Raw genomic sequence first — 18,657 nt, forward strand, 5'->3', positions numbered from 1 at the left:
GGCCCGCACGAGGGGTGGGGCCACCCCGGATTCTCGCGTCCGCCCGCGCGCTCGGCGACGGATCCGTTTCGCGTAGCCTGGGGACGTCGTGGACATTTCGGACGAGTCCGCCGTGGACGGCGGCCCAGCCCCCGCCCTGCGCGCCCCTCGCCGCGCGCTCGTCGTCCTGGCCGGGCTGCCCGGCGCGGGCAAGAGCACCGTGCTGCACAAGCTGGTCGCACCGCCGGGCACGGTGGTGCTGGACTCCGAGCAGGTCCGGGCCCGCCTCAAGGCGCTGCTGCTCGACGCCGTCCCGTACCGCTGGTACCGGCCGCTGGTGCACGCGGTGCACCGCTCGCGCATCGCCTGGTACTGCCTGCGCTCCCGCGGCCGCGTCGTCGCGCACGAACCCTCCACCCGCGCCACCACCCGGCTGATGCTGGTGCTGTTCGCGCTGCTCAGCGGGCGGCGGCGGATCCTGGTGTGGCTGCACGTCGGGCCGGAGGAGGCGTTGGCCGGGCAGCACGCCCGCGGCAGGCTCATCCGGGGCCACGCGTTCCAGCTGCACGTGCACCGGGCGCACCGGATGCATCGGGCGCTGCTGTCCGGACGCGCGCCGCGCGGCTGGCAGGAGGTGCACCTCTACACGCGCGCCGACGTGACCGGTGGGCTGCGCCTGCTCGGCCCCCGCTGACCTGGCGGCGAGGTGAGATTCGTCCCGATAGCACGGGTGGGTTCGCCCGCCCGAACAGATGATCGCTACCCTGGACGACGACGCGGGGGCAGATTCCGCCGCGTCTGGCTGAGACAGCGAGCTGCGAGTGACTGGCAACAGTGCGTGTGCGTGCCAGGTGTGCGCGGCTTGACATGCGCGAGCAGCACCGCCCGCCCTTGGAGACGGCGACGGCGGAGCTGTGTTCGGACCTGACTGTTGCGATCGCCGCGTGCAGTGGACGTCGGTGCAGGGCCGTGACGCATTCCGGTTCAGCCCTGGCGACCACTACCGAGGAGATCCGCTACACCCATGCCCCAAATCGATCAAGCAGTTTCCGGTGTGCTCCTGACCGGCGACGCGAGCTCCGAGCTGCCCGCCGCCGACTTCAACGGCGAGCAGGCGGTCACCGCCGCCGTCGAATCCGCGCTGGCCGAGCAGGCGTCGGAGACGGCCACCGCTGAGCAGGCCACCGCCGAGCAGCCCACCGCTGAGCAGCCCGCCGCTGAGCAGACTGCCGTCGAGGAGCAGCCCGCCGCCGAGCAGGCCCCCACCGGCTTCGACGCCCTCGCGCTCGACCCGCTGGTCCGCAAGGTCCTCGTCGAGCTCGGCTACGAGACGCCCTCGCCGATCCAGGAGCAGACCATCCCGCCGCTGCTGGAAGGCCGCGACGTGATGGGCCTGGCACAGACCGGCACCGGCAAGACGGCCGCGTTCGCGCTGCCGATCCTCACCAACCTCGACCTCGACGCGCCCGGCCCGCAGGCCCTGGTGCTGGCCCCGACCCGCGAGCTGGCCATCCAGGTCGCCGAGGCGTTCCAGCGCTACGCCAAGCACCTGCCGGGCTTCAACGTGCTGCCGATCTACGGCGGCCAGAGCTACGGCCCGCAGCTGGCCGGGCTCAAGCGTGGCGCGCACGTCGTCGTCGGCACCCCGGGCCGGCTCATCGACCACCTGGACAAGGGGTCGCTGAACCTGCGCAACCTCAAGCACCTGGTGCTCGACGAGGCCGACGAGATGCTGCGGATGGGCTTCATCGAGGACGTCGAGCGCATCCTGCAGTCGGTGCCGGCGCAGCGGCAGGTCGCGCTGTTCTCCGCGACGATGCCCGGCGCGATCCGCAAGATCAGCCAGTCGTACCTGCGCGAGCCGGTGGAGATCTCGGTCAAGACCAAGACCTCCACGGCCACCAACATCACGCAGAAGTACGTGCCGGTGCGCGGCCCGTACAAGCTGGACGCGCTGACCCGCATCCTCGAAGTGCAGACCTTCGACGCGATGATCGTGTTCGCCCGCACCAAGCAGATCACCGAGGAGCTCGCCGAGAAGCTCAAGGCGCGCGGCTTCAACGCCGCCGCGATCAACGGTGACGTGCCGCAGGCGCAGCGCGAGCGGACCATCGGGCACCTGCGCGAGGGCCGGATCGACATCCTGGTGGCCACCGACGTCGCGGCCCGCGGGCTCGACGTGGAGCGCATCTCGCACGTGCTGAACTACGACATCCCGCACGACAGCGAGTCGTACGTGCACCGCATCGGCCGCACCGGCCGGGCCGGGCGCAGCGGCGAGGCGATCCTGTTCGTCTCCCCGCGCGAGCGGCACATGCTGCGCTCCATCGAGAAGGCCACCCGGCAGTCCATCGAGCAGATGGACCTGCCCAGCGTGGACGACGTGAACGACCAGCGCCTCGCCCGCTTCGCCCAGGGGATCACCGACACCCTGGAGAAGGGCGGTCTGGAGCTGTTCCACAACCTCGTGCAGGAGTACGAGCGCACCCACGACGTGCCCGCGGCGGAGATCGCCGCCGCGCTGGCCGGCATGGTGCAGGGCGACCGCCCGCTGCTGCTCGAACCGGAACCGCAGGACAACCGCCGCGGTCACCGCGACGGCGGCTTCGAGCCCGCCGGTACCGACACCGACACTTACCGGGTCGAGGTCGGCCGCCGGAACCGCGTCACGCCGAGCGCCCTGGTCGGCGCGCTGGCCAACGAGGGCGGCCTGCACAGCAAGCACATCGGGCACATCGACATCCGGGCCGAGCACACGCTCATCGAACTGCCCGCGAACCTGCCCGAGGACATGCTGCGCAAGCTCAGCAAGACCCAGGTCGCCGGCCGCGGCCTGCGGATCAGCCGGGCCGACGGCGAGGTGCTGGCCCGCCGCGGTCCGCGTCCCGGCCGGGACAAGCCGCGCCCGCACCGCAAGGGCGGCCCGCGGGCACCGCAGCAGGGCGGCCGGCCCGGCGGCGGCTACGGCAAGCGCCCCAGCCGCGACCGCACCTGATGACGAGGGCGGCGCGGTCTCCCCTGGAGGCCGCGCCGCCCGCTCGTCCGCCCCGCGCCCGCCGCTCGGACGCGGGCACCCGCCCGGCGGTCGCCTCCGGCGATTCCGGGTGCGGTTACCCTCGACCCTCAGGTACATCATTCGACTCAGGAGCGGCGAGAACCCGTGTTCGACACCCTTAGCGACCGGCTCACCTCGGTTCTGCAGAACCTGCGCGGCAAGGGCCGGCTCTCGGACGCCGACATCGACGCCACGGCGCGCGAGATCCGCATCGCCCTGCTGGAAGCGGACGTGGCGCTGCCGGTGGTCCGCGCGTTCATCGCGGGTGTCAAGGACCGCGCGAAGGGTGCCGAGGTCTCCGGTGCGCTCAACCCGGCCCAGCAGGTCGTCAAGATCGTCAACGAGGAGCTCGTCGGCATCCTCGGCGGCGAGACCCGCAGGCTGGAGCACGCCAAGAACCCGCCCACGGTGATCCTGCTCGCCGGGCTCCAGGGCTCGGGCAAGACGACCCTGTCCGGGAAGCTCGCCAAGTGGCTCTCCGGCCAGGGGCACACCCCGATGCTGGTGGCCTGCGACCTGCAGCGCCCCAACGCGGTCACCCAGCTCCAGGTCGTCGGCGAACGCGCCGGCGTGCCGGTGTTCGCCCCGGAACCGGGCAACGGCACCGGTGACCCGGTGGACGTGGCGCGGCGCAGCCTCGACGAGGCGAAGCGCGCGCAGCACGACGTGGTCATCGTCGACACCGCGGGCCGCCTCGGCGTGGACGAGGAGATGATGCGCCAGGCCGCGGACATCCGGGACGCCGTCCAGCCGGACGAGATCCTGTTCGTGGTCGACGCCATGATCGGCCAGGACGCGGTGTCCACCGCGGAGGCCTTCCGGGACGGCGTCGGCTTCTCCGGCGTGGTGCTCACCAAGCTCGACGGCGACGCCCGCGGTGGTGCCGCGCTGTCGGTGCGGCACGTGACCGGCCAGCCGATCATGTTCGCCTCCAACGGGGAGAAGCTGGAGGACTTCGACGTCTTCCACCCGGACCGGATGGCGAGCCGGATCCTGGGCATGGGCGACATGCTCACCCTCATCGAGCAGGCCGAGCAGGCGTTCGACGCCGACCAGGCCGAGCAGGCGGCGCAGAAGCTCGGCTCCGGGCAGCTCACCCTGGAGGACTTCCTGGAGCAGATGCAGGCGGTCCGCCGGATGGGCCCGCTGCAGAACCTGCTGGGCATGCTCCCGGGCGCGAACCAGATGAAGGACCAGCTCGCCAACTTCGACGAGAAGCACCTGGACCGGGTGCAGGCGATCATCCACGGCATGACGCCCGCCGAGCGCTCCGACCCGAAGATCATCAACGCGTCCCGGCGGCAGCGCATCGCCAAGGGTTCCGGCGTCACCGTCAGCGACATCAACGACCTGGTGAACCGCTTCTTCGAGGCCCGCAAGATGATGCAGCAGATGGCCGGCCAGTTCGGCGGCTTCGGCGGCGGGGGCGGCAAGAAGGGCAAGAAGGGCAAGGGCAAGAACCGCAAGGGCAAGGCCAAGGGGCCGACCCCGCCGAAGGGCATGCGCGGCATGCCCGGCGGGTTCCCCGGACTGCCCCCGGGCGGACTCCCCGGCGGGATGCCCGGGGCGGGCCCGGACACGTCCCAGCTGCAGGGCGGGCTCAACGAGCTCCCGGCCGGGTTCGACCCGTCCAAGCTGAACTTCGGCGGCAAGAAGAAGAAATGACCGCGCCGCTGCACCTGCGCGGCGTGCTGCTGCCCGAGGGCGAAGCCGGTGAGCTGTGGATCGGCGACGGCCTGATCAGCCGCACGCCGCTGCCCGGCGCGACCACCGCGCTCGACGGCGGGTACGTGCTGCCCGGGCTCGTCGACGCGCACTGCCACGTCGGCATCGGCCCGAACGGCCCGGTCGACCTGGAGGTCGCCGCGCAGCAGGCCGAGACCGACCGGGACGCGGGCACCCTGCTCATCCGCGACTGCGGCGCGCCGATCGACACCCGGCCGCTGCAGGAACGCGCCGACCTGCCGCGGATCATCCGCGCGGGCAGGCACCTGGCGAAGCCGAAGCGCTACATCCCGTACCTCGCCGACCAGCTGGAGCACGAGTCCCAGCTGCCCGCCGCGGTCGCCGAGCAGGCGGCCTACGGCGACGGCTGGGTGAAGCTCGTCGGCGACTGGATCGACCGCGCCGCCGGGGACCTCACCCCGCTGTGGAGCGAGGACGTGCTGGCCGAGGCGATCGCCGTCGCGCACGCGCACGGCGCCCGCGTCACCGCGCACGTGTTCGGCGAGGACGCGCTGCCCGGCCTGCTCAACGCGGGCATCGACTGCATCGAGCACGGCACCGGACTCACCGACGACACCGTCGAGCTGATGGCCCGGCACGGCACCGCGCTGGTGCCGACGCTGGTGAACATCGAGAACTTCCCGTCGTTCGCCGCGGCCGCCACGAAGTACCCGGACTACGCGAGCCACATGACCGCGCTCTACGAGCGCGGCGACGCGACCGTGGCCAAGGCGGTCGAGGCGGGTGTCCCGGTGTACGCGGGTACCGACGCGGGCGGCGGCATCGAGCACGGCGTGCTCGTCGACGAAATCCGCGCGCTGCACCGCATCGGCATGTCCGCCGAGCAGGCGCTGGGCGCCGCTTCCTGGGCCGCCCGCGAATGGCTCGGCCACGGCGGCCTGGAGCACGGCGCGGTGGCCGACCTGGTCTGCTACGACACCGATCCGCGCACGGACCTGGGCGCCCTGCGCCATCCCAGCCGCATCGTGCTGCGAGGCGCCGTCGTCACCTGATCGACGGTCCACCGCGTCCGAAAGCGGATGTGGGGCGGTGAAAGACGAAGGTAATCTGGCGATTCCGCCGGAACCTCGGCGTGCTGGAGAGAACCCACGGCCGAGCGGCGGGATACCCGGGCGAGCGCGTCCCGGAACGCCGCTCGCTCGAGACGGAGGCGCCCGTGCAGGTACCGCAGCCCGAGCCCGCCGAAGGCGCTTCCGCCGCGGACGGGGGGACCGGAACGGCCACCAAGATCCCCACCCCGTCGGCCGAACGCGACCACCGCTGGGGCTTCGGCGCGTTCTTCCTGGCGGAGGCCGTGTTCATCCTCGCCTCGGTGACGCTGGCGGCGCTGTTCGGGAACCCGCGCGAGAGCGCGTGGTTCTCGACCGCTCTGGTGTGCATGCTGATGCTGCCGACGCTGGTCTCCGCGGCCGTCGCCGTGGTCATCACCCAGGTGCGCGGCAACGGCCCGCGGCTGGACTTCGGGCTGCACTGGCGCTGGGAGGACGTCAAGACCGGCTTCGGCATCGGCCTGATCGGGCTGCTCAGCACCACCGTCGCCTCGATGGTCTGGATCAACTGGGTGGGGCCGGAGAACGCGACCTCCACGGTCAGCAGCCTGCTCGACGGGGTGCAGCTGTCCCCGTCGCTGGCGGTGCTGATCTTCCTGCACGTGTGGCTGATCGCCCCGGTGTGCGAGGAGGTCCTCTACCGCGGACTGCTGTGGGGCGCCATGGAACGGCTGCGCTGGAGCCGGATCAGCGCGTTCGTGCTCAGCACCGCCGTGTTCGCCATCGGGCACCTGGAACCGGAGCGCACCTGGCTGCTGCTCATCATCGCGATCCCGATCGGGGTGGCGCGGATGCGCACCGGCAGGCTCACCGCGAGCGTGGTCGCCCACCAGGTGAACAACTTCCTGCCCGCGCTGGGCCTGCTGCTGATCTCCCTCGGGGTCGTCCCGGCGTCCTGAGCGGGACCTGCTGCGGGGCGCGACCGGCCATCTGGCAGAATAGGCGCCTGTTCGCTGCGAGTCGGTCCCTCTCACCGTCCGCGGCCATCGACGTATGAGCCATCCACTCCGTATTTCCCCACACGGCTTGGTTCGCTCACCCGAGCACGAACGAGAGTCTGAGGAGCACCAGCACCCGTGGCTGTGAAGATCAAGCTGGCCCGCATCGGTAAGATCCGGGAGCCGCACTACCGCATCGTCGTCGCCGACTCGCGCACCCGTCGCAACGGCCGGGCGATCGAGACCATCGGTCAGTACCACCCGATGGAGAACCCGAGCCGCATCATCGTCGACTCCGAGCGCGCGCAGCACTGGCTGAGCGTCGGTGCGCAGCCGACCGAGCCGGTTCAGGCCATCCTCGAGGTCACCGGTGACTGGCAGAAGCACAAGGGCCTGCCGGGCGCCGAGGGCACCCTGAAGGTCGCCGAGCCGAAGCAGAGCAAGGAAGAGCTGTTCGCCGCTGCTCTCGCCGCTGCCGGTGAGGACACCGTCGCCGAGGCCACCACGCCCAAGAAGAAGGGCGGCAAGAAGGCCGAGGCGGAGGCCGCTGAGGAGCAGAAGTCCGAGGACGGCCAGGCGTGACGGTCCTCGCGGACGCGCTCGAACACCTGGTGCGCGGCATCGTCGACAACCCCGACGACGTCCGCGTCCAACTCCTCACCACCCGGCGGGGCCGCACCCTGGAAGTCCACGTGAACCCGGACGACCTGGGCAAGGTCATCGGCCGTGGTGGCCGCACGGCGACCTCGCTGCGCACCGTGATCTCCGGGATCGGCGGGCGCGGCATCCGGGTCGACGTGGTCGACACAGATCGATGAGGACGGCATGACCGGTCCGGAGCTGGCCGTGGGCAGAGTCGTGAAGACGCACGGCGTGCGCGGCGAAGTCGTCGTGGACGTGCGCACCGACAGCCCTGAACTGCGGTTCGCGCCGGGCGCGGTGCTCGGCGTCCAGCGGCGCGGCAAGCCCGGACCGGACACGCTCACCGTGACAGCCGCCCGGCCCCACGCCGGGCCCCTGCTGGTGCGCTTCGAGTCGGTGGACGGCATGGACGAGGCCGAGCGGCTGCGCGGTGTCACGCTGACCGTGCGCACCGACGAGCTCGCGCCGACCGACGACCCGGACGAGTTCCACGACCACCAGCTGGAAGGTCTGCGGGTGGTGCTGCCGACCGGCGACGAGGTAGGCGTGGTGCGCGAAGTGCTGCACACGCCCGGCGGCGAGCTGCTGTCGGTGCGCACCGCGGACGACGTGGAACGGCTCGTCCCGTTCGTCGCCGCCATCGTGCCCGCGGTCGACCTCGCGGCCGGGCGCGTCGTCGTCGACCCGCCCGAGGGCCTGCTCGGCGACGACTGACTCGTCGCCCCTCTTCCCGGCTCCGCGCCGGAACTCCCCGCTCGAAGGAACACCCGTTGCGCATCGACGTCGTCACGATCTTCCCCGAATACCTGGCTCCGCTGCGCGCCGCGCTGCTGGGCAAGGCGATCGAGCGGGAGAAGATCTCCGTCGGCGTCCACGACCTGCGCGACTGGACCCACGACGTCCCCCGCGCGGTGGACGACAGCCCGTACGGCGGCGGCCCGGGCATGGTGATGAAGCCCGACGTGTGGGGCGAGGCCCTCGACGAGGTGTGCGGCTCCGGGCCGCAGCCGCCCCGGCTGATCGTGCCCACCCCGGCCGGCCGGCCGTTCACCCAGCGCACCGCCGTCCGCTGGTCGGCGGAACCGTGGCTGGTGTTCGCCTGCGGCCGTTACGAGGGGATCGACCAGCGGGTGGTCGACGAGGCGGCGTCGCGGATGCCGGTGGAGGAGGTCTCCATCGGCGACTACGTGCTCGTCGGCGGCGAGGTCGCCACCCTGACCATGGTCGAGGCGGTGGCGCGGCTGCTGCCGGGCGTGCTGGGCAACCCGGCCTCCGCGGAGCAGGACTCGTTCTCCGACGGCCTCCTCGAAGGCCCCAGCTACACCCGGCCGGAGGTGTGGCGGGAGCGGCCCGTCCCGGACGTGCTGCGCTCCGGGAACCACGCCGCCATCGCCCGCTGGCGCCGGGACCGGGCGCTGGACCGGACCTACCGCCGGCGTCCCGACCTGCTGGAGCGGTTGCCCGCCGAGGCGCTGGACAAGAAGGACCGCGCCCGGCTGGACGCGCTGCGCGCCGAGGACGGGGCGGACGCCCCGGACTGACCGCGCCGGTGCTCCCGGATGCCGTTGTCCGGGGTCGGTTGCGGCGCCTGCCTGCGCGTCTGGCACACTTGACGGGTTGCCGCAGCCGGGTTCCGTCTCGGCGCGCACATCGCAAGCCAACCCCGTGTCAGGCGGCGGCCGCGGTTAAGTCCGGGCCACGATCCGCGAATGCACGGGTGCCTACGACACGGATGAGGACGGACCACCGATGAACACCCTGGACGCTCTGGACGCCCAGTCGCTGCGTTCCGACATTCCGGCCTTCCGGCCTGGCGACACGCTGAAGGTCTACGTCCGCGTCATCGAGGGTTCGCGCGAGCGGAACCAGGTCTTCCAGGGCGTCGTGATCCGCCGCCAGGGCGCGGGCGTCCGCGAGACCTTCACCGTCCGCAAGATCTCCTTCGGTGTCGGCGTGGAGCGCACCTTCCCGGTGCACACCCCCAACATCTCCAAGATCGAGGTCGCCACCCGCGGCCAGGTCCGTCGCGCGAAGCTGTACTACCTGCGCGAGCTCCGCGGCAAGGCCGCCAAGATCAAGGAGAAGCGGGAGCCGATCGCCGCTTCCTGACGCGGAACTCCCGCCATCGGCGGGTGACTTCGGACGACCCGGGTGCTTCGTGCATCCGGGTCGTCCTTTTTGTTGCCCTGCAGGCGATTCCGTTGATCCACGATCAGGTGAACGAGTCGGTGGGCCGTGGCGCATCACACCCCGGCTCCGTCCGCGCCGGCCCGGCACCGCCCGACCGCGGCGGGGGAATCCGCACGTCACGGCCGGGATGCGCGCGGCGGCCGCGCGTGCGGGAGGGCAGGGGGACTCCGCCGGGGTGCTCCGCGGTTCCAGTAGCCTGGCCGCGTGGCCGACGTCATGCGCTCTACCGGACCAGAAGAAGAGCCTCGCGAAGGCGCGGCTGCCGAACACGCCGAAGGGGGAGGCCGCCGCTCGCGGGGCGGTCGTTCGCGCGAGCGGAAGGGATCGTTCTGGCGTGAGCTGCCGATCCTGGTCGTGACCGCGCTGGTGCTGACGATCCTGATCCAAGCCTTCCTGGCCCGGGTCTACGTGATCCCCTCCCAGTCGATGGAGCAGACGCTGCACGGCTGCGACGGCTGCCAGAACGACCGGGTGCTGGTGGACAAGATCTCCTACCGGTTCACCGACCCCGATCCGGGCGACGTCGTGGTCTTCCGCGGCCCGGAGACGTGGGGCCAGAACGACTTCACGGTCGAGGAGCCCTCGAACCCGGTGGTCGGCTTCATGCAGAGCGCCATGTCGCTGGTCGGCTTCGGCTCGCCCGACGAGAAGGACTTCGTCAAGCGGGTCATCGCTACCGGCGGGCAGACCGTCGAGTGCTGCGACGACCAGAACCGCATGCTGGTGGACGGCAAGCCGCTCAACGAGCCCTACATCTACTGGGAGCCGGGCCGCGGCAACGTGCAGAAGGAGTTCTCGCCGGTCACCGTTCCCCAGGGCTACCTGTGGGTGCAGGGCGACAACCGCAACGACTCCAGCGACTCCCGCATCCAGGGCGGTGGCGGCGTCAACGGTGCGGTGCCGGTGGACAACGTGATCGGCAAGGCCCAGGTGATCGTGCTGCCGCCGCAGCGCTGGCAGAGCATCGAGGAGACCGATCCGCAGGCCGACGCGCTCGGCGCGCCCGCCTGGCAGGCGGGGCTTCCCGCGGGGATCGGCTTCGCCGCCGCCTTCCCCGTGCTGTGGGTGGGGCGCAAGTTCTCCGCCGCAGTCCGGCAGCGCCGCCAGGAGCGGCACTGACGGTGGGTGCACGGCTCGCGGTCGCCGGGGCGGGGTGGCGCCCGCCGCGGCCGGTGATCCGCCGCAGCAGCGGGAACTGGGCGCTGCAGAGCGCCGTGGACCGCAGCGGTCTGGGGCCGGTCGCCGGGGTCGACGAAGCGGGGCGCGGTGCCTGCGCGGGTCCGCTCGTGGTCGCGTCCTGCGTCCTCCGCCCGGGGGACGCGCGGCGGTTCGAAGGGCTCACCGACTCCAAGGTGCTGACCGAGGCCGAGCGGGAGCGGCTCCACGAGGTGATCCTGCGACGCGCGGAAGCGCACTCGACGGTGGTCATCGACGCGGAGGACGTGGACGCGCTCGGCATCCACGTGGCGAACCTGGAGGGCATGCGCCGCGCGGTGGCGCGGCTGCCGGTGCACCCCGGGTACGTGCTCACCGACGGCTTCAAGGTGCAAGGCCTGGGGGCACCGAGCGTCGCGGTGCTCAAAGGGGACCTGGTCGCCGCGTGCGTGGCGGCCGCCTCGGTGCTGGCGAAGGTCACCCGGGACCACATCATGCGCGACCTGCACGAACGGTGGCCGAGGTACGGGTTCGCCGCGCACAAGGGCTACTGCACCGCGGACCACACCGCGAGCATGCGCGCGCACGGGCCGTGCGCGGAGCACCGCTGGTCCTACTCGAACGTGGTCGCCGCGGCGCGGTTGCACGGGATGCGTTCGCCGCGCGCGATCATCAGCAAACCCGGTCTGTTCGATGCTTCTGAGGGGGAAGTGGTGGACAATGGGAGAACGTAGGACGAACGACGGGGAAGGGCTCGCACTGCGATGAGCGCCGAGGATCTCGAAAAGTACGAGACCGAGATGGAGCTTCAGCTCTACAAGGAGTACCGCGACATCGTCGGGCAGTTCACCTATGTCGTGGAGACCGAACGGCGCTTCTACCTGGCCAACGCGGTGGACGTGCAGGTCCGGAACTCCGATTCCGAGGTCTACTTCGAGGTGTCCATGTCGGATGCGTGGGTGTGGGACATGTACCGGCCCGCGCGGTTCGTGAAGAACGTCCGGGTGATCACGTTCAAGGACGTCAACGTGGAGGAGCTGGACAAGCCGGACCTCCGGTTGCCGGAGAACGGGCCGTTCGGCGGGAGCTGAGCGGCAGCGGGCGGAGGGGCGCCCGGAACGGATGTCGGTGGAACGGGTGATCACCTGCGGGTGGTCACCCGTTCTGCGTTTCCCGGACGGGTGCCCGTAGCCCGTTCCCGCTCGAGTTGTCCACAGGTCGTCGATCCATCCACAGATTTCCCATTCGGGTCTGGTGGGTGCGATCCGGCCGGGGCAGTTTGGAATGGAGCCCGGAGATCCGCTCCGGGATTCCACTCCAGCCCGGGAGGACATCATGGCGGTGCGAACGCTCGACTACCGGCCGTTGCGCGGCGCGCTCTCCGACTTCTCCGAACGCGGAACGCACGCGTTGGGGCGAGCGGGCGAACGGCTCGCGGCCGAACACCTGGAGCGGCTCGGTGTTTCGGTGCTCGCGCGGAACTGGCGGACCGCGCGGGGCGAGCTCGACATCATCGGCACCGACGGCGACCTCGTGGTGTTCTGCGAGGTCAAGACCCGCTCCGGCATCGACTACGGGGCACCGCTGAACGCGATCGGGCCGAACAAGATCCGCCGGCTGCGGGAGCTGGCGCGGGCGTGGCTCGCGGAGCGGCGGCTCGTCGGCTGCCGGGTGCGGTTCGACGTCATCTCCATCCTGTGGCCGCCGAAGGGCCCGATCACCCTCGACCACCTGCCGGGGGTGTTCTGAATGGCGCTGCGGCGGACCTGGGCGGTCGCGCTGTTCGGCGTGGACGGCCGGCTGGTCGAGATCGAAGCGGACGTGCGCCGGGGCGGGCTGCCGAACGTGCAGCTGCTCGGACTGCCGGACACGGCGCTGCAGGAGGCGAAGAACCGGGTGCGTGCCGCGGTGCAGAACTCCCGGGAGGACTGGCCGCAGAGCTGCGTGACGCTGGCGCTCTCCCCGGCCGCGCTGCCGAAGGCGGGGACCTCGTACGACCTGGCCCTGGCCTGCGCGGTCCTGGCCGGGGCCGAACAGGTTCCCCCGCGGTTGCTGGAGGGAACGGTGCTGTTCGGCGAACTGGCGCTGGACGGCCGGATCCGATCGGTGCGGGGACTGCTGCCCGCGCTGCTGGCGGCTCGGCGGGAAGGCGTGCGGCGGGCCGTGGTGCCGGTGGAGGGCCTGGCCGAAGGGCAGCTGGTGGACGGGCTGGAGGTGCTCGGCGCGCACGACCTCGGTGAGGTCATCGGCTGGCTGCGCGGCCAGGCGGAACTCGCGGACCGCCCTGCCGAGCCGCCCGCTGGGCAGGCCGTCGAGGCGGAAGACCTGGTGGACGTGCTGGGGCAGCCGGAGGCGCGGTGGGCGCTGGAGGTGGCCGCGGCGGGCGGGCACCACCTGCTGCTGGTCGGGCCGCCGGGCACCGGCAAGACGATGCTGGCGCGGCGGTTGGGCGGTCTGCTGCCGGACCTGACCCGGCAGGAGGCGCTGGAGGTCACCGCGATCCACTCGGTCGCCGGTGAGCTCCGCGGTGGTGCTCCGCTGGTGTCGGCGCCGCCGTTCGTGGCCCCCCACCACTCGACTTCGGTGCCCGGGCTGATCGGCGGCGGATCGGGACTCGCGCGACCCGGAGCGGTCAGCAGGGCGCACCGCGGCACGCTGTTCTTGGACGAGGCCTGCGAGTTCGGGCCGCAGCGGCTCGAAGCGCTGCGCACCGCGCTGGAAGAGGGCGAGGTCCGGTTGTCCCGGCGGGACGGCACGCTGCGGTACCCGGCGCGGTTCCAGCTCGTGCTGGCCACGAACCCGTGCCCGTGCGCTCCGGCGCGCGATGCCGACTGCCACTGCGCGCCGCAGGCCAGGCGACGCTACTTCGGCAAGCTCTCCGGGCCGTTGCTGGACCGGGTCGACCTGCGGGTGGACATGCGTCCGGTCACCGCGATGACCATGCGCGGCGGCGAGCCACCGGAGTCGTCCGAGGTGGTCCGGGCGAGGGTGGCCCGGGCGCGAGAAGTCGCCGCCGAGCGGTGGTCGGAGCGCGGGTGGCGGACCAACGGCGAGGTTCCGGGTCCGGTGCTGCGCCGCGAGTTCGGCCTGCCTGGGAAGGTGACCGCGCTGCTGGACCGCGGGCTGGACGCGGGCGCGGTGACCGCGCGCGGCGCCGACCGCTGCCTGCGGGTGGCGTGGACGCTGGCCGATCTGGACGGGCGGGAGCGGCCCGAGGCCGAGCACGTGGCCGCGGCGCTGGCGTTCCGGGAACGGAGGCCGGCATGAACGCCCCGGTGCAAGTGGTGCGGACAGTGCTGAACGGATGGGCATCGTGCGAGGTCTCCGCGCACGTGGCGGCGTCCCGTGGAGAGCGGGGTGCGCGATGACCGGTACGGCGCGGGACGAGCGGCTCCGCGCGGCCCGCGCGTACCTCGCGGCGGTGGCGGAACCGCCGGCTCCGGCGCTCGCCGGGTGCGTTGCCGAGCACGGGCCCGTCCGGGTCGCCGAACTGGTCCACCGCGGTGTCGCTCCGGCGGCGGTGGCCGACGAGGTGGAGGCCCGCCGGGAACACGTCTCGGGGGCCGGGCTCCTGGCCGCCACCCGGAGCAGCGGAGCCCGGCTGCTGGTCCCGGAGGACCCGGACTGGCCTGCGGAGCGGTTCGCGCTGCTGGCCGGGGCTGCCGAAGTCGGGGTGCCGGGCCTGGCCGCGCCGCTGGCGCTGTGGGTGCGGGGCCGGGCGGAACTCGGCCCGGCGTCGGCGTCCTCGGTGGCCGTGGTCGGCGCCCGAGCGGCGACCGGGTACGGCGAACACCTGGCGGCGGAGTTGGGCCACGGCCTCGCCGCGTCCGGGGTCGCGGTGGTCTCCGGCGCGGCCTACGGGATCGACGGGGCGGCGCACCGGGGCGCGTTGGCGGCGGGCGGTACCACCGTCGCCTTCCTGGCCTGCGGCATCGACGTCGACTACCCGGCCGGGCACGGGCGGTTGCTGCGGGCGATCGCGGCGCAGGGGCTGGTGGCGACCGAGTACGCCCCGGGAACGACGCCTCGGCGGCACCGCTTCCTGGTGCGCAACCGGCTGATCGCCGCGTGCGGGCACGGCACCGTGGTCGTGGAGGCGGGCGCGCGCAGCGGTGCGGGCAACACCGCCAACACCACTGATGCGCTGGGGTTGCCGCTGATGGCGGTACCGGGTCCGGTCACCTCGGCGAGTTCGGTGGGGTGCCACGACATGGTCCGGGCGGGGAAGGCGGTGCTGGTGACCTCGACGGCCCAGGTGCTCGAAATGATCAATCCGTTGGGTGCGGCGCCACCGGTGGATCCGGTGGCCGCGGACCGTCCCACCGACGCGCTGGAACCACGGGCACGCCGACTGCACGATGCGATCGTTGCTTGCAACGGCGCCGATTCCGGGCGGCTCGCGCGCGAATGCGGACTGCCGGTGCGCACGGTGCGCGCGCTGCTGCCGGAGCTGGAACTGGCCGGACTGGTCGAGCGGAAGGAGGGCGGCTGGATCGCGGCGGGCGGGTGAACGGCCCGCGACCGGGAGCAAGCAGCGATGGGATCGCGTTCACGGCGTGGCCCCCTTGACCGGGCCCCGTCCAGGGGCGAGCGTTTGCGATATGGAACGCACACGGTCCGGCGCGACCGCGAGAACCGACCTCCGGGCGGCTCGGGCGGCGTTGCCGGCGGAGCTGGGCGGGGCCGCGGACGGGTTCCAGCGGCACCTCGCCGCGGAGCGCGGACTCTCGGAGCACACCGTGCGGGCCTACCTCGGAGACGTGTCCTCGTTGCTGGCCGACGTCGCCGCGCACGCGGGTCCCGGTGCCGGTCTGCACGCGGTGACCCTGCCCGCGCTGCGGTCCTGGCTCGCCGGGCAGCACGCCCAGGGCATCAGCCGGGCGACGCTGGCCCGCCGGGCGGCGTCGGTGCGGACCTTCACCGCCTGGGCGCACCGCACCGGCCTGCTCGCCGCCGACCCGGGACCGCGGCTGGCCGCGCCCGGCAAGCACCGCTCGCTGCCCGCGGTGCTGCGCGCCGACCAGGCCGATTCCGCGATGGCGGCTTCCGCCTCGGGCGCGGAGCAGGGCGACCCGGTCGCGCTGCGCGACCACGCGCTGCTGGAACTGCTCTACGCGACCGGCGTCAGAGTCGCGGAGCTGTGCGGTCTCGATCTCGATGACATCGATCGCGAGCGCAGGCTGCTGAGGGTGCTGGGCAAGGGCAAGCGGGAACGGGCGGTGCCGTTCGGCGTACCGGCCGATGCGGCACTGGAACGGTGGCTGTCGGCGGGACGGCCCGCGCTGCGCACCGACCGGTCCGGGCCCGCGGTCTTCCTCGGCGCGCGCGGCGGCAGGCTGGACCAGCGCATGGCCCGCCGGGTCGTGCACGACGCGGTGCAGGCCGTGCCGGGCGCGGCCGACCTCGGACCGCACGGCCTGCGGCATTCGGCTGCGACCCATCTGCTCGAAGGAGGAGCAGACCTCCGTAGCGTTCAGGAGTTGCTTGGTCACGCTACGCTCGCAACGACCCAGCTTTACACCCACGTGACCGTCGACCGGCTGAAGGCGATTCATGACCGAACCCACCCCCGTTCCTGACGACGCCGGGGGCGGTGCCCGCACCGTGGCCACGGAAGCGACATCGAGATCGACGTCGTCGAGGGCGAACCTTCCCGGCGAGCCGACCGCGCAGCGCAGCCGAAACGGCCGTGGCACGAGCTCCGCGACCAACGGCGCGAAGGTCAACGGCAGCCGGCAGCCCGAGGGCGCGGCCGCTTCCGAGCGGGCCGCCGCGCAGCCGGAGCGCGCCACCCGATCCAGGGGCGACCAAGAGGCTGACGCGGCGAAGCCCCCGGTCTCCGCGCGCCTGCCGTACCTGGTGCCGGACGACCAGCGCAGCGCCGACGAGGTCGAAGCCGGCATCGTCGCGCTGTGGCAGGCCTTCGGCGAACACCGCGACCAGGGGCTGCGCGACCGCTTGGTGCTGCACTACGCGCCGCTGGTCAAGTACGTCGCGGGCCGGGTCGGTACCGGGCTGCCCTCGCACGTCGAGGTTTCCGACCTGGTGCAGTCCGGAATATTCGGCCTGGTCGACGCGATCGAGAAGTTCGAGCCGGAACGCGGCCTGAAGTTCGAGACCTACGCGATGCAGCGGATCCGGGGCGCCATCCTGGACGACCTGCGCGCGCAGGACTGGGTGCCGCGTTCGGTCCGCAGCCGGGCCCGCGACCTCGAACGGGCGTTGGAACGGCTCGAAGCGAAGCTGCAGCGGCACGCCACCGACGTCGAGCTGGCCGACGAACTCGACGTGTCCGCCGACGAGCTGCACGAGCTGTTCGCGCAGCTGCAGATGACCAGCGTCGTCGCCCTCGACGACCTGATCAGCGTCGGCTGGGGCGGCACCGCCTCGCTGGCCGAGACGCTGCCCGACGACCGCGCCGAGGACCCGGTGGCCGCCCTGGTGGATCGGGACAGCCGCAGGCAGCTCGCCGAGGCGGTGGAGCGGCTCAGCGACCGCGACCGGGTCGTGGTGACGCTCTACTACTTCGAGAACCTGACCCTCGCCGAGATAGGCAAGGTCCTCGGCGTGACCGAGTCCCGGGTCTGCCAGCTGCACACCCGCGCGGTCCTGCGGCTGCGGAGCAAGCTCACCGAACCGCAGGGGTGAGCTCGGCGGACGGGCGCGGTTCGCCGGACCACGGCAGCAACCGGACCGCGCCGCCGCCGAGCAGGAGCATCGGGTCCTGGTAGCGCTCGCCCCGGCGAGCACCCCAGTGCAGGCAGGCCGCGGCCGAACAACCGGGATGGCCGGGTTCGAGCAGGCCGAGCGGCGTGCCAGCACCGACCCGGTCACCGCGCTCGACCGAGGCGCGGACCGGTTCGTAGGTGGTGCGCAACCCGCCCGCGTGCTCGACCGACACCAGCGGCCGGCCCGCGACGAGTCCGGCGAAGCGCACTACGCCGGGGCCGGCGGCGAGCACCACCGCCCCGGGTGTCCCGGGCAGGTCCACGCCGCGGTGGCCGGGGCCGTAGGCGGTGGTCGGCGCCTGGAACGGCCGCGACACCGCCGAACCGGGCAGCGGCAGGCGGAAGCCGTGGCCACCGGTGGGCGCCGCGGATCGCTCGGCCGTGGCCCCCTCCATCCCGAGCCCGGCCGTGGCGGTCCTGGGCGTCGAGGCGGAGACCGGCGCGGCCCCGGGCAGCACCGCGACCGGCAGCAGCGCCGACAGCGCCAGCGCGGCGATCGGCCCGAGCGGGGACCCGCTTGGCGGTCGGGGTGGTGACGGGCGGTGGCCGGGCCGCCCACCAGCGCGGGAGCCGGGTGTGCGGGGGAGCGGGAGCATGGTTCCACCGTGGCCCGCGCCGCCCGCCGCCGACAGGGGCGATCCGGGAATCTGTGGATGGACCGGCGCCCTGTGGACAACTCGTGACCGCGCCCGGGGGGTCTTTGCCGGTCGAGTACACTGTGACGGCGGTTTCGTGTGCGCACGATCCGACTTCGCGTGTCCGCGCGTCGCCGCCGGAAACCCGATCCCGGAGCAACGACCGGTTCGGGGAACCGACAACTCCAGCTCTCCCACGACGCCCGACGGCTGTGCCCGGTGGCGTCGATGTCGGCGCCGCACGGCGTCGAGCCGCCCGGCGGGCCCGGGCGGGACGCCACCGAGCGGCGGGGGATGCGGTTCGTCGGTCCGGCGCGGCAGCGGTGCCTCCGAGGTCCCGGCCGTCGAGGCCAGGGCGGGGGCATCGAACGCGGGCACCAGGGCGGCAGGTCACCCGGCCCGCCGCGAGAACCGAAACCCGGGCCCCCCCCCGCGGGGGGGCCCCCCCCCCCGCGGGGGGGGGGGCCCCGCTTCGTTGCGCACCCCGGCCGCGCGGAGTGCACGCTTGGCATCTACTTGCCGATGTGCGTACACTTTCCA

General features: G+C 72.8%; 19 protein-coding genes. 18 read left to right on the forward strand and 1 reads right to left on the reverse strand.

Annotation, left to right across the window (positions count from 1 at the left end):
* Positions 1–88 precede the first annotated feature (88 nt).
* From LCD35_RS27655 to whiG, 18 genes are all read left to right on the forward strand, one after another.
* On the forward strand, positions 89–673 hold the full coding sequence (locus LCD35_RS27655) for an AAA family ATPase (RefSeq protein WP_308016947.1): 585 nt from the start codon (positions 89–91) through the stop codon (positions 671–673).
* 360 nt (positions 674–1,033) lie between these two features.
* Entirely contained in the window at positions 1,034–2,974 is a 1,941-nt protein-coding gene (locus LCD35_RS27660; RefSeq protein WP_225045190.1) for a DEAD/DEAH box helicase, read from the forward strand.
* Positions 2,975–3,139: 165 nt separating this feature from the next.
* Positions 3,140–4,699, forward strand: a complete 1,560-nt coding sequence (gene ffh / locus LCD35_RS27665; protein ID WP_224959977.1) for a signal recognition particle protein — start codon at positions 3,140–3,142, stop codon at positions 4,697–4,699.
* Entirely contained in the window at positions 4,696–5,772 is a 1,077-nt protein-coding gene (locus LCD35_RS27670; RefSeq protein ID WP_224959978.1) for an amidohydrolase family protein, read from the forward strand. The genes ffh and LCD35_RS27670 overlap by 4 nt, the downstream gene beginning before the upstream one ends.
* 164 nt (positions 5,773–5,936) lie before the next feature.
* Positions 5,937–6,728 (forward strand): type II CAAX endopeptidase family protein, encoded by a 792-nt coding sequence (locus LCD35_RS27675; RefSeq protein ID WP_308011269.1) that lies wholly within the window; start codon positions 5,937–5,939, stop codon positions 6,726–6,728.
* A 177-nt stretch (positions 6,729–6,905) separates the two neighbouring features.
* Positions 6,906–7,349, forward strand: a complete 444-nt coding sequence (gene rpsP, locus LCD35_RS27680; protein ID WP_224959979.1) for a 30S ribosomal protein S16 — start codon at positions 6,906–6,908, stop codon at positions 7,347–7,349.
* Positions 7,346–7,585 (forward strand): RNA-binding protein, encoded by a 240-nt coding sequence (locus LCD35_RS27685; RefSeq protein ID WP_184481725.1) that lies wholly within the window; start codon positions 7,346–7,348, stop codon positions 7,583–7,585. Before rpsP ends, LCD35_RS27685 begins: the two co-directional genes overlap by 4 nt.
* A 7-nt stretch (positions 7,586–7,592) precedes the next feature.
* Positions 7,593–8,123 (forward strand): ribosome maturation factor RimM, encoded by a 531-nt coding sequence (gene rimM / locus LCD35_RS27690; protein ID WP_224977871.1) that lies wholly within the window; start codon positions 7,593–7,595, stop codon positions 8,121–8,123.
* A 56-nt stretch (positions 8,124–8,179) separates the two neighbouring features.
* A complete protein-coding gene (gene trmD, locus LCD35_RS27695; RefSeq protein ID WP_224959982.1) occupies positions 8,180–8,950 on the forward strand; it encodes a tRNA (guanosine(37)-N1)-methyltransferase TrmD in 771 nt (256 codons plus the stop codon).
* Positions 8,951–9,158: 208 nt separating this feature from the next.
* Positions 9,159–9,518, forward strand: a complete 360-nt coding sequence (gene rplS, locus LCD35_RS27700) for a 50S ribosomal protein L19 (protein ID WP_224959983.1) — start codon at positions 9,159–9,161, stop codon at positions 9,516–9,518.
* 297 nt (positions 9,519–9,815) lie between these two features.
* On the forward strand, positions 9,816–10,718 hold the full coding sequence (lepB, locus tag LCD35_RS27705; RefSeq protein ID WP_255615700.1) for a signal peptidase I: 903 nt from the start codon (positions 9,816–9,818) through the stop codon (positions 10,716–10,718).
* Between the two features lie 2 nt (positions 10,719–10,720).
* Positions 10,721–11,488 (forward strand): ribonuclease HII, encoded by a 768-nt coding sequence (locus tag LCD35_RS27710; protein ID WP_224959985.1) that lies wholly within the window; start codon positions 10,721–10,723, stop codon positions 11,486–11,488.
* 30 nt (positions 11,489–11,518) lie between these two features.
* Positions 11,519–11,845: a DUF2469 domain-containing protein gene (locus LCD35_RS27715; protein ID WP_224959986.1), complete on the forward strand. Its 327-nt coding sequence runs from the start codon at positions 11,519–11,521 to the stop codon at positions 11,843–11,845.
* Between the two features lie 244 nt (positions 11,846–12,089).
* A complete protein-coding gene (locus LCD35_RS27720) occupies positions 12,090–12,503 on the forward strand; it encodes a YraN family protein (RefSeq protein WP_224959988.1) in 414 nt (137 codons plus the stop codon).
* Positions 12,504–14,021 (forward strand): YifB family Mg chelatase-like AAA ATPase, encoded by a 1,518-nt coding sequence (locus LCD35_RS27725; protein ID WP_224959990.1) that lies wholly within the window; start codon positions 12,504–12,506, stop codon positions 14,019–14,021.
* 97 nt (positions 14,022–14,118) lie between these two features.
* Positions 14,119–15,264, forward strand: coding sequence for a DNA-processing protein DprA (locus LCD35_RS27730; protein WP_224959992.1), 1,146 nt, complete (start codon positions 14,119–14,121; stop codon positions 15,262–15,264).
* A 91-nt stretch (positions 15,265–15,355) separates the two neighbouring features.
* Positions 15,356–16,333: a tyrosine recombinase XerC gene (locus LCD35_RS27735; RefSeq protein ID WP_224977875.1), complete on the forward strand. Its 978-nt coding sequence runs from the start codon at positions 15,356–15,358 to the stop codon at positions 16,331–16,333.
* A complete protein-coding gene (gene whiG / locus LCD35_RS27740) occupies positions 16,308–17,402 on the forward strand; it encodes an RNA polymerase sigma factor WhiG (protein WP_224959996.1) in 1,095 nt (364 codons plus the stop codon). The genes LCD35_RS27735 and whiG overlap by 26 nt, the downstream gene beginning before the upstream one ends.
* On the opposite strand, the gene LCD35_RS27745 is transcribed toward whiG, so the two are convergent.
* On the reverse strand, positions 17,383–18,078 hold the full coding sequence (locus LCD35_RS27745; protein ID WP_224959999.1) for a M23 family metallopeptidase: 696 nt from the start codon (positions 18,076–18,078) through the stop codon (positions 17,383–17,385). The genes whiG and LCD35_RS27745 overlap by 20 nt on opposite strands.
* Positions 18,079–18,657 lie beyond the last annotated feature (579 nt).

Origin of the sequence: Saccharopolyspora sp. 6V, from assembly GCF_020176785.1 — a bacterium.
GTDB classification, from domain to species: domain Bacteria; phylum Actinomycetota; class Actinomycetes; order Mycobacteriales; family Pseudonocardiaceae; genus Saccharopolyspora_C; species Saccharopolyspora_C gregorii.